Raw genomic sequence first — 15,263 nt, 5'->3', positions numbered from 1 at the left:
ACAGATTGGTAATGATACATAGTTTTACATTCAGGCCAGTTTTATTAACCGATTGTATTAAATATATAACAGCAACTTTACTGACTTTTGTCAAAAGTTACAACTAAAAATTAATCTTTACTTTTAAATAATCAACAACATAGGATGTGCATTTCAGGGTATAATAGCTACCCTTTAGACCAACAATAATCATAAAAATATTTGAGTATTCATCTGTTTTATGGTATAAATGTCGGCTTTAAAATTTTCTGAATTGGTCAGCCTGTTATTTGCCTTTAGATAACAGCAAAACCAGCTCAACCTTCATATAGTTTTGTTTGGTGCAAAGCTGCCGCTTGCTGTGTCCATGCCGCAAAAACGTGCAACTTGCCCAGACTGGTATGAGAAAACCTCATACCTCATAGATTAGGAGTTCGCCATGTCTCGAGTTTGCCAAGTGACTGGAAAGCGCCCTATGGTGGGTAATAATGTTTCGCACGCAAACAACAAAACCCGTCGTCGCTTTCTACCAAACCTTCACAACCATCGTTTTTGGGTAGAGTCTGAAAATCGTTTTGTCCGTCTACGTGTGTCTACCAAAGGTATGCGCATTATTGACAAACTTGGTATTGATAAAGTGTTAGCAGATCTACGCGCACAAGGTCAAAAAGTTTAAGTAAAGACTGGCAGCTTAATGACAACGATAATTTTCGTCCTTTAAGCTGCTTTTCTGCTACATCTTATGTGGCAATTTAATACTTTAGACCCATACCTATCGTTTGAAGACCCCTCATTTACAGGAAAGCTATCATGAGAGATAAAATTAAATTAGTATCAACAGCTGGTACTGGGTATTACTACACCACTACTAAAAACAAGCGCACTATGCCTGGCAAAATGGAAATCAAAAAATTTGATCCAAAAGTACGCCAGCATGTGATCTTTAAAGAAGCTAAAATCAAATAACGGCTGTTTTTAAACACGCTTTATTTGAACATAAAAAAGGGTTTATCAATAGATAAACCCTTTTTTTGGTCATAAATTTAGTTGATTAGTGACTCACAAAACCATTTAGAAGCCACACCAATCACAAATTAACTTTAACTATAGTGTGTTGGCTCTTTATCATAAACATGCGCATGCCATTGGCTCATCTGCTTTTGCATAATGACCTGAATCGCTGCATGAATCATGTGCTGACCAATCGCTTGGGTGTCGCTACCTAGCAGCTCTTTGAGTTTTTCAGAAAAATCAATGGTCATCAGCGGCGCTTCATCTTGTTCGGCATCACGTAACAGCAGTCGCCCATCCTCGGCTTCTACCAGCTCAAGCGTGGTCTCTCTTCCAAATCCTGCAAATTGGTCAGTACTATCGGTTTCTACTTCTATCTCATTATCGATATCGTATGGCATTCATGTATTCCTTATTGTCCCGTCTCATACTTGCAAAGAGCATATCCTGTAGCAAAGCTATCATCTTACAGTAACGCGGGTAAAAATATCTTACTCATACAATGGACGCTTCAACCTTGAAATTCAAGGGCTGTCACATAAGTCTTCTATATAAAGGACACTTAAACGTGAGTGAGCCCATAAAATTAACGCCAGTATCGAAGTTTTGCTATCGTAAATAACAAGGCAACAAACATGCCCAAATAATACATGAGCTTTAACTCTAACGTTGGATCTCGATATTTAAACGGTAATGCCACGGTAGCCGTGGCAGTAGGAAATATCAACAGCATAATTAGCCAGTTTTCAATGACATTGAGCCAGCCTTGTAAATCGGTACCGTGCCGCAACGAGGCCAAACCCATGAGTAAACAGGCAATAATCAGCGCGATAAACAAACTGTTGGGTAGGTCTTTGGGAAAGATAGTGTCGGTAATGTTGGTAAATGTTTTTGACATACTAGCGTCCAGTCATGCTCATACAGCATGACTTATTGGTGAGTAAAAATTTTTAATCAGTAGACAAGATCAAGACAGACGCTTAACTATAAGTACCCATCAACCACAGCATCGACACACACGCTGTTAGCCAGCCCAGGGTCAATGCATTGCGAGTTTCAATGTGCATACCGCGGACTTTGTTAAGCACACGCGACCCCAGCCAAAAAAACAGGGGAATGCCAATCACAAAGGTAGGTACGATGACGGCAGCGTGTCGCAGTACGGTCTCGACATCATCGCCGACCATTAAGCGAAAACCGTAACCTGCTAGGCTCAGAACAAGCGCAAACAGCGCTAAGCCAATAGTGATACCTTTTGGCACCAAACTGCGTTGTCGAGGCTGAGACGCTTTGGTTGGTACTTGCTCAGTGGTTGCTGAGTCGTTGACGGGTTTTTGCGTGTCCATAAGTCACCTTCGTATGGCATAAAGTTATCGGCGTATCTCAACATTATACACTAATGACCCGGCGCTACTGCTAATGACTACCATTAGCCAATGCCAGCTCTGCACGCATGGCATCGATAGCAGCCTTATAGTCTTCTTGGTTAAATATCGCTGAGCCAGCGACGAACATGTCAGCCCCCGCTTCAGCAATCGCCCGGATATTACTGGCTTTGATACCACCATCGACTTCTAATCTGATGTCTCGACCGCTGGTGATGATACGCTGACGAACCTGACGGACCTTGTCTAAGGTACTTTCAATAAAGGACTGTCCACCATAACCAGGATTTACGCTCATCAATAAAATCTGATCCACTTTATCCATCACATAGTCTAGATAGTGCAGCGGCGTTGCTGGATTCAGCACCAAACCACACTCAGCCCCGCCATCCTTGATAAGTTGAAGCGAGCGATCAATGTGAGAGCTGGCTTCTGGATGGAAGGTGATAATACTCGCCCCTGCTTCCAAAAACTGCTCAATCATACTATCGACCGGTGAAACCATCAGATGGACATCGATTGGCGCATCAACGCCATAGTCACGCAGCGCTTTGCAAATCATACTGCCAAAAGTCAAGTTGGGCACGTAGTGGTTGTCCATGACATCGAAATGAATGACATCGGCACCTGACTCTAGTACTTTTTCCACTTCTTCGCCCAAGCGCGCAAAATCTGCTGAAAGTATCGAGGGTGCAATAAGATAGGGTTTAGCAGAACTGATCATAATGAAGCTACCTAATTTAGGTTTATATAAAATACTGACAAACTAAAAAAACTTGCCACCGGCTTAAGTGTTTTTAAGCTTTTACAATACTGACGCGTCACGCTCAAATCACTAACGCTGTTTATATTAAGTCTTACCACAGGCACAGCCTACTTCAAAGTCTAGCTAAGCTGAGCCATACGCCAATGATGTTCGATATGGTCGTTTATCACGGTTTGAATAAAATAATAGCTATGGTCATGACCCGCCTGATAGCGTAATGTTAAAGGCTGTTTGGCTTTTGCACAAGCGTCTTGTAATTTAGGCGTTTGCAACTGTCCTTCTGCCAAAAAATTATCAGCCGCGCCTTGGTCGACCAAGATACTCGCGTACTGCTGCCCGACTTTTTCAATCATCTTTGCCGCATCTGCTTGCGCCCATTGTGATTTATCATCGCCGAAGTACTCTGTAAAGGCTGCTTGTCCCCACGCTGACTCACTGGCCGCGCAGACAGGCGATAACGCGGAGACGCTGACAAACTTTCCTGGAAATTTAAAGCCCAATAACAATGCCCCATGACCACCCATCGAATGCCCGGTAATACCTATGCTATCAATAGGAAACTCAGCACGTAGCAAGTCGTATAGCTCATCCACGATATAGCTTTGCATATTAAAATTATCTGCCCAAGGAGCTTGCGTCGCATTGACATAATAGCTTGCTCCTTGACCGACAAAGTAGCGCTCATCATTTGGCACCTCGATATTGTCACTACTTCTTGGAGACGTATCTGGCGCAATAAATATCATACCAAGCTCGCTACATTTTTGCTGAAAATGTGCTTTGTGCGTGACATTGTCCGCATTACAAGTAAGACCTGATAAGTATAGAACCGCAGGGCAGCGGCGACCAGCAAGCGCCTCATCTGGTAGATAAATGCTAAACGTCATCGGCGTCTTGGTAGACGTTGATTGATGACTATAATAATGTTGCTCACCATCAAAGCAGCGGTTCACACTCTTTTGTGTGAGCTGCGAATTGACAGATAGACTGTGATTGTAAGAACGATTCATGAGTGATATTCCTTTTGTCCAAAGTAAAATACACGATGACTGATAAAAAGTACTGATAAGGCCGTACTAATACTTCCAAACACTCACGTAGTGCGCCCGCATTAATGGGCGCTCGCTGCTGTGTTGTCCACGGGCTGATTGGAAGTGCCGTCAGGTACGATATTAATGGCGGTAGAATTGTTATGATTAATAATACTAGCGACTGGTGGTCGCGTTTTATCAAATAACACTTGCTCGAATGCTGGCAGTGCCGTCTCCATGAGGCTACCAATGACCATTTGCGGCTCTGATGACTCAAACCCCATTGAGCGCTCACGCTCATCAACTCTGATACGGGCCTCTTTAAAGGCAGACTCAAAACTGGTATTGCCTCGCAGACTTTCTGCAAAAAAAGCTTGCCCAAAATAGGTCATCTCAGCGCTATTGGTACAGCCAAACGATGCCTTGTCAGCGGCTGATGCGGTAATCACCACCGTGGTCGGTGAGGCGAGCTCATCGATAAATGAACCTGAGTAACAAGCGGATACCACGATGACCCGCCAGCGAATACCCGACGCATCCAGCGTCTCACGTAACCACGTTGCGTCTAGATTTTCCATTGCCAGCGGCGGGTTTGCCAATTGGAGGATGTCTTGGTTACCATGTGAAGAGAGGGTTAGGAATAACACATCTTCATCCGCATTCATCTGCTGACCAATTTTTTTCAAGCCACGTAAAATACTGGTTTTGGTGGCTATCGGCTCATCCAGCCAACTATAAGTATTGTTAATCAATGAGAGCGAATGCCCACTGGTGCCAAATCGCACATCAAACAACTCTCGTACTTTGTTAATTTCAGAACGAAAAACATTTTGATCAGCGTACCCAGCCACACCCATAAAATACCAATCCGTTTTACCTGAGATACTAGGATCAATGCTGTTTAACGCTTGCTGTAGCAAACGCGGCTGCTCATAAAGTGCCGCTTCTTCTAACACTGGCTCTACAGGAATCTGCTTAAATATCGGCTGGTCTGCGACATTTCGCTGCCAAATCGTCAAGAGCGCGACAGCACCTATTAATACGATAATCCGCTCCCACCAAGGTATGCGCAGGCGACGAGAAAAAATCCATAGTAAGGCTAATGTCTGCCATAAAAACAGCACCAAAAATAGGATCGGTAAAAAAGAATAACTCCAGTTGGGTAGCCAACCATAGCTGCCCAAAAGTTGCACTAGGCTCTGTAGTAACGCCGATAATGTATCAGCAACCAACCATAATACCACGGGCACAAAAACCAGCGTTTGATTGCCCGCACGCCGTGCCAAAATGATACCGCCTAACAGAATAATCATCGGCCAAATTAAGTAGCTGACCAACCCTTGTTCATTAAAGACGCTACCGTTTTCAGCCGCTAGCCACGAAAAAAGTACGTTACTGCCTAATGCCAGCAATGCAAATACAGCAAACTGAATAAAGGTGGGTTTTACCCAAGAAAACGCACGTGTAGAACCGACTAACATCCACAAGGTTGCGATAATATTGGCAGCGAAATTGAGCGAAAAGCGCTGAAGCGATACGGTTTTTAACGACGCAAGTGACAAAGACTTAGACCTCTAGCCAGTCGAGAAAAATAAAGTGAGCAACTATATAAGTGCCTTGATGTAACAGCCGCTGAATGTCATCAATGACATTTTTTGCGAAGCATGGAAACAGCAATTTTATATTTTAATTCACTAGGGAATGATTATAAATGACGATTAGCATGATCTAACAGTTTAGCTCGCTAATCTAACGCGATTGTAACGGATTGTCGGTCAAGAGGATAAGGCTGATTTGTAAAATTTGCTTAAATTTGCACAAAAACAAATAAAAAAAGGAGGCCCTATATATAAGACCTCCTTTTTTATCAGATGCTAGATACTATCTCATCAATAACTCATTGACGCGTTTTAAATAAGCGGCTGGATCTTCTAATTGACCGCCATCTGCTAGCAATGCTTGGTCAAAGATAACTTGCGCAAGATCATCAAATTGCTCGCTACTTTCAAGCTTTTTGATTAACGGATGCTCAGGATTGACCTCAAGCGTGGGCTTACTCTCTGGCACATCCTGCCCCATCTGCTTGAGCATTTGGATCATTTGTGGGGACAGCTCACCTTCACCAACGACCAAGCAAGCTGGACTGTCGACCAAACGAGTAGACACTTTAACATCTTTGGCACGCTCGCCTAGCGCTGTTTTTAATTTATCAACCACCGGCTTTAACGTTTCTTGCGCTTTCTCTGCTTCCGCTTTTTCGGCTTCATCTTGCAAGTCGCCCAAATCTACGGCGCCTTTGGCGATGTTCTGTAACGGTGTGTCGTCAAACTGGGTTAAGAAGTTCATCGCCCATTCGTCGACACGGCTGGTCATCAAGATAACCTCAATGCCTTTTTTCTTAAACAGCTCAAGTTGCGGGCTGTTTTTTGCCGCGGCCAAGTTATCAGCCGTTAGGTAATAGATGGCTTTTTGACCCTCCTTCATACGACCTTTATAGTCTTCAAAGCTGGTCTCAAGGCCATCTTGCGTGCTGGTCGCATAACGCAGGAGTTTGGCAATACGCTCTTGGTTGCCCATGTCTTCGCCAAGACCTTCTTTGATGACATCACCAAATTCGCTATAAAACTGAGCGAATTTTTCTTGTTTGTCACTGTCTTCGCTGTTGGCCAAGCTGGCTAACAAAGTGAGAACACGACGCGCATTACCATCACGGATAGATTTTACATCACGTGACTCTTGTAATAGCTCACGGCTGACGTTCAATGGTAGGTCTGCTGAATCAATGACGCCTTTGACAAAGCGTAGATACATCGGTAGCAACTGCTCAGCCTCGTCCATGATAAACACACGTTTGACGTACAGCTTGAGACCGTGTTGCTGCTCACGAGTATATAGATCGACAGGGGCTTTTTTGGGGATATATAGCAACTGCGTATACTGCACGCGGCCCTCGACACGGTTATGCGTCCAAGTAAGCGGCGCATCCATATCATAAGTGATGTTTTTATAAAAATCGACATACTCATCATCTTCAATCTCAGACGCTGAGCGTGTCCATAGCGCACTGGCTTTATTGATGGTTTCCCACTCATCGGTCAATACCATCTCGCCGCCCGCTGGCGTATCGTCATCTGCGTCATCGGCGACGTCTTCTTGCCACACTTCTTTACGCATCTGAATCGGCAAGCTGATATGGTCAGAGTACTTATTGACCAAACGCTTGATTTTGCCGCGGTCAAGATAGCTATCTTCGCCATCAGAGTATTCTTCTTTTAGATGCAACGTGATGGCGGTGCCGCGCGTCTCTTTTGTAATAGGCTCAACGGTAAAGCTGCCTGTACCATCTGATACCCAGCGCACGCCTTTATCGGCAGGCTCGCCTGCTTTACGTGATTCAACACTAATGGTATCAGCGACGATAAAACCAGAATAGAAGCCCACACCGAACTGTCCAATTAATTGACCGTCCTGCTTTTGTGATTCAGACAACTTGTCTAAAAATGCTTTGGTGCCTGATTTAGCAATCGTACCTAAGTTTTCGATGGCGTCAGTCTCATTCATCCCGATACCATTATCGGTAAAGGTAATAGTTTTAGCGTCTTCATCAACGGCGATACGAATACGCAGCTCACCATCATCTTCATAAAGGCTGTCGTCATTGGTGGCTTCAAAGCGTAATTTATCGCAAGCATCAGAGGCGTTAGAAACCAACTCACGGACAAAAATATCGGCATTTGAATACAGTGAATGCGTCACTAAATGCAGCAACTGTGCCACTTCTGCTTCAAAAGTATGCTTTTTTAGTTCAGGGTTTTGGCTATCAGCTTGAACAGACTCACTCATAAAAAACTCCTTTAATGTATGTGAAAAACGTATTATAAGATAGCGGCAATCACTCTGGATTTTCTCAAACAACCTGCTCAAAAAACTGTAGAGAATCTCCGTTTTGAACACCGCTAAGCTGTTTATACTAATAGGGGCACAGAAGAAAATTTCAAGCTTAAAATGTTGGTCCAATAAAAAACACCGCCCCAATTTTTTAAGGCGGTGTCATTGTATAAACAATCTACTAGCACAGAAGTGCATGTTAAGGCGTTAGGCACGCGTCAGCTCACTCGCCTCCACAGTCTCAGTAACCATCATACTCACATCACATTTAGCGAGGTATCGGGCGAATGGTCAGGATTTGCTCACTGCGACCAAACGGCCCATGCACATCATGCAGTATGGCACTGGTCAATCCTATACCATCATCTCCATATTGCTGCACAGCCTCGATCCCCAGCCAGCGACCTTGCGGCGCCCGATGCATATGGATTTGTAAGTCCGTATTGGGAAACATCCACTCTAACTTTGACAGGCCAAGACCCAGTCGCGGCACGACACCATTGGCCGTATCAACCATCCCCAATAAATGCACCAAATCCTCGGTGGGCTCACCTTCCACCATCTCATTGTCGTTGGTTATCCATACCATGCCGCGGCCCGGACGACGCTGAGTATCCGTCACCAAACGCACACTTTCAATAAAACCACCTGGCCACCCTTTCATACCATCCCAAACTGGCAAATCATCTGGTGTATGTATCGCCTTTTGGTCTTCAAGCCCTGCGATCTCACTGGTGTCTTGCGTCATGAGTCGCCAAGCACGCGCGATGATCGCATCGCGGCCGCGACTGCTCATTACCGCTTCAATAAGCTCAATAGTCCGGCCTGGGCGAATACAGCGGGTAGTGATGGTAAAGTCATCGAGCGGTATTAACCCTAAAATATCAAGGCTAATACGGGCAATACGCATGTTGGCTTGCGGTGCATAGTCGTTTAGCTCAGCCGTCAGCAAGCCTGTCGCTGGCGCCATGTGCTGCTCATGCTCGTTCCAAGCGCCTTGGGCATGCTTGGTTGGTTGATAATGCGTCACGCTGACGCCGTCTTCTTTTTGTTCGCGTTTAATAAAAGTATAATAAGCTGGCATGACTGTCCTTAATTTTTATCAAATCTCTCTCATCAATTCTGTGCTTTACGGCTGCTATCAGAAGTCGTTATATAAGAAAACACCATGATTTTTTATCATTAGAGAGGGTTTTTCACCCGTTCTGCCCAATAACTGTAGACTCAGTTTACTTGTCAGTTTGTTGGTTACTCATAGAGTCTTCACACTTTAGCACCATCTTGCAGGCTATCTAGCCAGCGCTTGTTTTCTCATGTTAAGAATTTTGCGACTCTTTATCATGATAAACAATAAAAAAACCATAATGGCAGTGAGTATCCCATAAAAAAGACTGTAGTCTTTTATAAAGTGCGCTGTGTTTAGGACCAGTATCACTACCAGCATGCCAATAACCAACATATTTATTTTCAATTGCCTGTTGACCTCATCAAGCGTGGCTTTGGCCAGTACAAATCTGGTTTTCTGTTTTTTCATTCTACCTTATCCATAGTAGGTGGCTTTTAATAGATGACTTTTAATAGGTGACACTTATAAGATATTTTTATAAAGGCGCATCCGTGAAGCGCTTTGATGAGTGGACAGATTTTTACCTATTGACCAACTTGGGTGACCGGGATACGCAAGGCTTTAGGTAGACTAAACGTCACATTTTCCTCGATGCCTGACAGCTCGCTAGGCAAATCCCCACCCCACTCTTGCAACCGCTGTAACACCTCTTGAATCAGCACTTCAGGCGCTGATGCACCCGCGGTAACCCCAACACTCTGCACACCTTCCAACCAGCTGCGATCCATCTCATTAGCATTATCAATCAGATAAGCACGACAGTCCATACGCTCTGCTAACTCACGTAGACGATTAGAGTTGGAAGAATTTGGTGAGCCAACCACCAAGACCACCTCACAGCGACTGGCTAAATCTTTTACCGCATCTTGGCGGTTTTGGGTGGCATAACAAATATCGTCTTTACGTGGGCCTTGAATACTCGGAAATTTATCCCGTAGCGCATCAATGACGCGAGCCGTGTCATCCATTGACAAAGTGGTTTGAGTGACAAACGCCAATCGCTTAGCATCTTGTACACTCAACGCTTCGACATCACTCACATCTTCGACCAGATGAATCTGGCCGCCATGGCGACGACTAAAGCGGCCCATGGTGCCTTCTACTTCGGGGTGTCCTGCGTGACCAATGAGCACCGCGTCCATACCGTCTTGAGCAAACTTAGCGACCTCGATATGCACCTTAGTGACGAGCGGGCAAGTGGCATCGAAGACGGTAAGATCACGGCGCTCAGCCTCATCTTCGACAGCTTTTGAGACACCATGAGCTGAAAAAATAACGATAGAGCCATCTGGCACTTCGTGCAGCTCTTCGACAAATACGGCGCCGCGATTGGCCAAGTCAGAGACGACGAATTTATTATGTACCACCTCATGACGAACATAAATGGGTGGCTCAAAACGTGTCAATGCTTCATTAACAATCGCAATCGCGCGGTCCACACCAGCACAAAATCCACGGGGATTGGCAAGATAAATTTGCATAAGGAGGCCTATCATTGGATAATTTATGGTTAAAGCTTATTTTTAAAAGCTTCCATTCAAAAGTTGGAAGGAAATCACTGCCTACTTTAGCATAATTTGCTTTTATTGCCTTTGAAAATACCACTGTTCTATGTGAGGGCACAATACCCTAACAAGGTGTTGGTCAAGGTGGCTTTAATTAAAATAAAAGCCATAAAAGCAGTTTATAATGACACAGCAACACTGATTTCTCTCATCATCATGATGGCGATTTTTATTTTTACCAGCCCTTAGCCGTTCACCAAGACATCTTTTAGTCATTTATTAGGACACACTTTACTAGGAAACACTGTATGACAGGTTCACTATTTATTATTACCGCCGCCTCTGGTACAGGCAAAACTTCATTGGTAAAACAACTGCTTGCCACCACCAATGACTTGACTGTCAGTGTCTCGCACACCACTCGCGCCCCGCGTCCTGGTGAGATTGATGGCCAGCATTATCACTTTACCGACGTAGATAACTTTGTAAGCGCCATTGGTGACAATCAGTTTTTAGAACATGCCGAGGTGTTTGGTAACTATTATGGTACCTCAGAACAGAGCGTTCGAGCCCAGTTAGAAGCAGGGGTTGATGTGATTTTGGAGATTGACTGGCAAGGGGCACTGCAAGTCAAAAAGATATTCACTGAAGCGACCATGATTTTTATTTTGCCACCCAGTATCGCAACCTTGCGCCAACGTCTATCGGCGCGTGCGCAAGACACACTAGAAGTCATCGAGCAACGTCTGGCAGGTGCCGTCACTGAGATGGCGCAGTACGTCCATTTCGACTATGTCATCATCAATGACAACTTTGAAGTCGCTTTGACTGAGCTAAAAGCGATCATCGTGGCGGACAGACAGACCCTTACGCGTCAACAACAGCGCTATCATCGCACCATCACTAACTTGCTCAGTAATAAAGCGGAAGAATAAGCTGAGCGTTCATCATCGTTGGCAGTTCACTAAAAAGAAGACATAAAAAGCAACTACGCGACTGCACAAAAAATGCTATAATGTCTAACTATTCCTTTTTACATTTTTGATACTATTTTTGTTAAGTGGCGGGCAATGTCCGTGACTGATAGAAACAACCGAGGTAGCTATTTATGGCACGAGTGACGATTGAAGATTGTTTAGATAACGTTGATAATCGCTTTGAGCTGATTTTAGTCGCAAGCAAGCGCGCCCGTCAATTGGCCAAAGGTATCGCTGAGCCAATGGTTGATGTCGATAATGACAAGCCTACTGTCTTGGCGTTACGTGAAATTGCTGCTGGTAAAATCACACGTGATATTCTAAATCAGCCAGAGCATCATTTTGCAACCAGCTCATTGGATTTAGCCTTGTCAGGCGATCACAGTTTTTAATAAACTGCTTTTATAACGTCTGGGGTATAAAAGCGATAAAGCGGACAGCGGCTTTATAAGATAAACGTACCTAATGACGATAAAAACCACAGCATAGACTGTGGTTTTTTAATGGTAATGATATGGATTTGACTGTTTTAGTCGCTACTTCTCCTTCAAAATAGACCGTTAAGTTAAATTTTCTAAATTTTTACAGCACCTGCTCGCTTAGCAGTTGACATTGAATGCAAATTACGATTAATTAGAGGGTGGCCTTCCTCGTTTTTTGGCTTTCTTCTTTCTTAAGCTTTTTTCTAATCATTCAGCATTCATTCAGTCACCATTTACCTTGATAGAATATTTACCTTGATGAATAGTCAGGCAAGTAGGTAATGGAAAATAGGATCGTTACTTTATGAGTCAAACCTTACCCAAACTCAGTCATCATCTAGTCGATGACGCTCAATACAATTTACTGCGTTCAGTAGGTTATCTCACTGCCGCTGAACGCCGTGACATTATTGATGCGTGTGAGTTCGGTGATATTGCACACATTAAAGACAAGCGTAAATCAGGGGAGCCTTATATTACGCACCCGATTGCGGTCGCTGAGATACTGGCGGGCTTTCGCCTAGATCGAGACACGATTATTGCGGCGATTTTGCACGATACGGTCGAAGACACAGAGGTAAGTGATGAGCAGCTCGAGCAGCGCTATGGCAGCGTCGTGGCAAGGCTGGTCGATGGTGTGACCAAACTAAAATCCTCCTCGCACAATAAGCAACAAAATAAAGCCGCCACGTTTCATAAGATTCTGACAGCCACCCTTGCTGATCCACGCGTGTTGATTATCAAGCTTGCTGATCGATTACACAATATGTCCACGCTTGATGCGGTACGCCCCGAAAAACAGCGTACCACCGCCCAAGAAACCTTGGACTTTTATGTGCCTTTTGCCCGGCTCATGGGGCTTAATGACATTGCGGATTACATCGAAGTGCTTTGTTATCGCAATCTGAACTCTGATATGTATAACAAACTGTCCGATAAACTGCTGCAGCATGGTCTTGGGCGTAATTTCCAAAAAGAAGCCATTCATCGTTATTTGAGTATTGTCCTCACCAATTTGGGACTGAATGGTCTGGTGAAAGTCTTAGACAATCGTGTGGTGATATACCGTCAGTTTTTCCGCAATCGCGGTGAGATTAATGCGTTACTTCGTCATTACGCGTTCGAGATTGTCCTCGACAATATCGAATCCTGTGACAAACTGGCGTATTATTTGATTAAAAAATATCAAATTGATGACAATCACATTGCTGATAATATTCGTAGGCCTCTACCGGGCGGTAGTCAGTCGCTCACTTTGATTTATGAGCGTGATAACGATGTGGTAAAAGTAACTATTTTGACCAAGCAGATGCAGAGCGCAGCAAGGCTTGGCGTCATTGGCGCAGAGCACGCTTCTGATATCAGTCAATCGGTCATTCAAGCCTCACTGCGTAACATGAAAGACTTGGTCGATGAAGACAGCTTGGATGAAAACAGCCCTGACTTTTCAGCGGCCGTCTCTACCATTAATGAGCTGATGGACTATCTGCACTCCAGTAAAATCATCTGTTACAGTCCCAAGGGGCGTGCCTATGAGCTGCCACAAGGGGCCACCGCGCTAGACTTCGCTTATGCTGTTGGACCTATGGTAGGTAACGTGGCCGTCGGTGCCAATATCGAGGGTAAGCCTGCCAAGCTTGGTACGGTAGTAAAAAATGGTCAATTGGTTGAAATTGAAGTAAATAGCCACTCAGAACCAAAAGCTGAGTGGCTTGGGTTTGTAGTGACCAATAAAGCACGTGAAGAGATTTTGCGTTGGTTTAAGGATTTGTCTGCTGCGGATAAGCAGCATCATGGCCAGCAAGCGTTAGACCGCGCCCTAAAAACCTACCAAAAAAGTCTCGATGACTTGACAGACAGTGACTGGAAAAACCTCACTGAATGGCGTGGATTAACAGAAAAAGATGCCCTATTTGAGCAAATAAGCTCAGGCACGCTCCTACCACAACTCGTGGTAACCCGCCTATTTAGCGATGAAGTCAATGACCTACAAGCCCAAGAACACAGTAATGATATGACGCAACCGCAGCAGCTGATAGTTAACGCTTCTGGCGTGGAGCTTAACTTTGCCAATTGCTGTCATCCCATCTATGGTGATCCTATCGTTGGTCATTTGTCCCGCCATGGTTTGGTTGTCCATCGGCACAAGTGTTTCTCGCTGGACGATATTCGTAAAGACAACCCGTATCAAGTCATTCAGCTGCGCTGGCGTAGTGATAAAGCCGTACAACAAGGTGAGTCAGACGAGTACGATATAAAAAATACCGGAAAGATTCGCTTCCCCGCTTATCTAAAGCTGTCTATTGCGCTAAGCGATGAACAAATTACTGAAGTTATCTATCATCTACGCCAGTTAAACATCGGGGTCGAGACAGTCGATGTCCGTAACAGTGACACCATCATCCACATCATTGTGCGTAGTCGTAATCACTTAGCCCAAGGCATTCGCGAGCTGCGCTCATTACTCGGTTTTCCCAATATCATACGGTTATATCAGCTGTAGTGACGATAGTGGGTTAGCAGCAACGGCTACGCAATACAGTATTGAGTAGGTCATTTACTATTGTTAGAAAAACCCAAAACAATGATAAAATAGTAAAGTATTTTATTGATTGTCTAGCAAATAAACCTAGACTGTATAATCACTGATTGGTTGATACGGCCTTGTAAGCCCAACCAGAAAAATATAAAAAAGGATATGATATGACTCGTCAAACCATTCAAACAGATAAAGCACCTGCGGCTGTTGGCACCTATTCACAAGCGGTAAAAGTTGGTAATACCGTCTACATCTCAGGACAGCTTGGCTTTGATCCTGATACCATGGAGTTAAGAGACGGCTTTGAGGCGCAAGCGAAGCAAGTCTTTGAAAATATCAAGGCCATCTGCGAAGCTGCTGGCGGCAGTATAAATGACGTGGTTAAGTTTAATGTGTCATTAACGGATTTGAATGACTTTGCGGCTTTAAATGAGGTATTTGTTGCCAACTTAAGCGAGCCATATCCTGCCCGTGCGGCGGTTCAAGTTGCAGCCTTGCCTAAAGGCGGCGTGGTAGAAATTGAGTCTATTTTGTATATTGAGTAATTCGTATAGATTACCCTACTTAACTCTCA

The 15,263-nt window shown here is 44.4% G+C and carries 15 protein-coding genes; 6 read left to right on the top strand and 9 right to left on the bottom strand.

Annotated elements, in window-relative coordinates:
- Positions 1 to 418: 418 nt before the first annotated feature.
- Together rpmB and rpmG are read left to right on the top strand one after the other, a co-directional pair.
- Positions 419 to 655 (top strand): 50S ribosomal protein L28, encoded by a 237-nt coding sequence (gene rpmB, locus JFC06_RS02935; protein WP_057761372.1) that lies wholly within the window; start codon positions 419 to 421, stop codon positions 653 to 655.
- A gap of 134 nt (positions 656 to 789) precedes the next feature.
- On the top strand, positions 790 to 945 hold the full coding sequence (rpmG, locus tag JFC06_RS02930; protein ID WP_010201403.1) for a 50S ribosomal protein L33: 156 nt from the start codon (positions 790 to 792) through the stop codon (positions 943 to 945).
- Positions 946 to 1,079: 134 nt separating this feature from the next.
- Here rpmG and JFC06_RS02925 read toward each other — a convergent pair whose 3' ends face one another.
- From JFC06_RS02925 to ispH, 9 genes are all read right to left on the bottom strand, one after another.
- The gene (locus tag JFC06_RS02925; RefSeq protein ID WP_193004748.1) at positions 1,080 to 1,391 is read right to left on the bottom strand and encodes a hypothetical protein; all 312 of its coding nucleotides are present in this window, start codon (positions 1,389 to 1,391) and stop codon (positions 1,080 to 1,082) included.
- 185 nt (positions 1,392 to 1,576) lie between these two features.
- Positions 1,577 to 1,888: a hypothetical protein gene (locus tag JFC06_RS02920; RefSeq protein ID WP_198333904.1), complete on the bottom strand. Its 312-nt coding sequence runs from the start codon at positions 1,886 to 1,888 to the stop codon at positions 1,577 to 1,579.
- Between the two features lie 82 nt (positions 1,889 to 1,970).
- Positions 1,971 to 2,336 (bottom strand): hypothetical protein, encoded by a 366-nt coding sequence (locus JFC06_RS02915; RefSeq protein WP_198333903.1) that lies wholly within the window; start codon positions 2,334 to 2,336, stop codon positions 1,971 to 1,973.
- 70 nt (positions 2,337 to 2,406) lie between these two features.
- Positions 2,407 to 3,099, bottom strand: coding sequence for a ribulose-phosphate 3-epimerase (gene rpe, locus JFC06_RS02910; RefSeq protein WP_193004751.1), 693 nt, complete (start codon positions 3,097 to 3,099; stop codon positions 2,407 to 2,409).
- Positions 3,100 to 3,260: 161 nt separating this feature from the next.
- On the bottom strand, positions 3,261 to 4,151 hold the full coding sequence (gene fghA / locus JFC06_RS02905; protein WP_198333902.1) for an S-formylglutathione hydrolase: 891 nt from the start codon (positions 4,149 to 4,151) through the stop codon (positions 3,261 to 3,263).
- Positions 4,152 to 4,252: 101 nt separating this feature from the next.
- A complete protein-coding gene (locus JFC06_RS02900) occupies positions 4,253 to 5,734 on the bottom strand; it encodes a C13 family peptidase (protein ID WP_198333901.1) in 1,482 nt (493 codons plus the stop codon).
- Positions 5,735 to 6,053: 319 nt separating this feature from the next.
- Positions 6,054 to 8,015: a molecular chaperone HtpG gene (gene htpG, locus JFC06_RS02895; protein WP_198333900.1), complete on the bottom strand. Its 1,962-nt coding sequence runs from the start codon at positions 8,013 to 8,015 to the stop codon at positions 6,054 to 6,056.
- 313 nt (positions 8,016 to 8,328) lie between these two features.
- Entirely contained in the window at positions 8,329 to 9,144 is an 816-nt protein-coding gene (locus JFC06_RS02890; protein ID WP_193004755.1) for a thioesterase family protein, read from the bottom strand.
- Positions 9,145 to 9,710: 566 nt separating this feature from the next.
- A complete protein-coding gene (gene ispH, locus JFC06_RS02885; RefSeq protein ID WP_193004756.1) occupies positions 9,711 to 10,667 on the bottom strand; it encodes a 4-hydroxy-3-methylbut-2-enyl diphosphate reductase in 957 nt (318 codons plus the stop codon).
- Between the two features lie 332 nt (positions 10,668 to 10,999).
- On the opposite strand from ispH, the gene gmk reads away from it, so the two are divergent.
- From gmk to JFC06_RS02865, 4 genes are all read left to right on the top strand, one after another.
- Positions 11,000 to 11,626 carry a guanylate kinase gene (gene gmk / locus JFC06_RS02880; protein ID WP_193004757.1) on the top strand — a complete coding sequence of 209 codons (627 nt, stop codon included), beginning with the start codon at positions 11,000 to 11,002 and terminating at the stop codon, positions 11,624 to 11,626.
- A gap of 173 nt (positions 11,627 to 11,799) precedes the next feature.
- Positions 11,800 to 12,060, top strand: coding sequence for a DNA-directed RNA polymerase subunit omega (gene rpoZ / locus JFC06_RS02875; RefSeq protein ID WP_193004758.1), 261 nt, complete (start codon positions 11,800 to 11,802; stop codon positions 12,058 to 12,060).
- A 394-nt stretch (positions 12,061 to 12,454) separates the two neighbouring features.
- Positions 12,455 to 14,653, top strand: a complete 2,199-nt coding sequence (locus tag JFC06_RS02870; RefSeq protein ID WP_198333899.1) for a RelA/SpoT family protein — start codon at positions 12,455 to 12,457, stop codon at positions 14,651 to 14,653.
- A gap of 200 nt (positions 14,654 to 14,853) precedes the next feature.
- A complete protein-coding gene (locus JFC06_RS02865) occupies positions 14,854 to 15,234 on the top strand; it encodes a RidA family protein (RefSeq protein ID WP_193004760.1) in 381 nt (126 codons plus the stop codon).
- Positions 15,235 to 15,263: the final 29 nt, after the last annotated feature.

It is taken from the genome of Psychrobacter namhaensis (genome assembly GCF_016107545.1).
GTDB lineage: Bacteria > Pseudomonadota > Gammaproteobacteria > Pseudomonadales > Moraxellaceae > Psychrobacter > Psychrobacter namhaensis.
The sequence above is the reverse complement of the archived record's forward strand: the minus strand, read 5'-3'. Positions and strand labels throughout refer to the sequence as shown.